Origin of the sequence: Hymenobacter lapidiphilus (assembly GCF_013377885.1) — a bacterium.
In the GTDB taxonomy this organism is placed as follows: domain Bacteria; phylum Bacteroidota; class Bacteroidia; order Cytophagales; family Hymenobacteraceae; genus Hymenobacter; species Hymenobacter lapidiphilus.
The window spans coordinates 1-753 of sequence record NZ_JABKAU010000106.1; the positions used below are offsets into that span (position 1 = coordinate 1).

Here is a 753-nt window from a genome sequence, read left to right on the forward strand (position 1 = left end):
CGAGAATGGGCCGTTTTGCGCCCACTGCTGGAGGCTTCTTGTCAAAAGCAGGGAGGGGCCAATGCAGCTAATCGTTTGTTTATCAACGCCATTCTATGGCGCATTCGCACCGGTGTCCCCTGGCGCGATATGCCCGAGCGGTTAGGCAAGTGGAATTCGCTCGCCCGGCGCTTCGCTCGCTGGGCCGATAAAAAAGTATGGCATCGCCTGTTCACCGCCATTCAAGAGCCGGATTGGGAGTGGGTACTGGTCGATTCGAGCAGCATCAAAGTGCATCCACAAGCGGCTGGGGCAAAAAAAAAGCGGGGAGCGGCGAAGCCCTCGGCCGCAGTAAAGGCGGGCGGACGACGAAAGTACATGCGGCTGTCGATGCGTTAGGCAATCCGGTACATGTGCATCTGTCGGGTGGACAAGAAGCCGACTGTAAGCACTTCGCGCAAATTATGGAGGCCTTGCCGCCAGACGTAAAAGCGGTGGTGGGCGACAAGGGCTACGACACGAATGCGGTGGTTGAGTGCATTGAAGAACACGAGGCGGAAGTAGTTATTCCGTCCAAGAAAAACCGCACCACTGAACGCGTCATCGATAAGAATCTGTACAAAGACCGCAACAAAGTGGAGCGTTTCTTCCTCAAAATCAAGCAGAACCGTGCAGTCGCTACGCGCTATGATAAGAAAGCCGCCTGCTATTTAGCTGTAGTTCAGTTAGCCTGCATCATGTGCTGGCTCAAATGACAGCTGTCCACACGCTCTA

The 753-nt window shown here is 54.8% G+C and carries 1 pseudogene; it reads left to right on the forward strand.

Features of this window, described 5'->3' with window-relative positions:
* Window positions 1–5 precede the first annotated feature (5 nt).
* Window positions 6–734: pseudogene (locus tag HW554_RS20800) on the forward strand (IS5 family transposase); the annotation flags it as partial.
* Window positions 735–753: the final 19 nt, after the last annotated feature.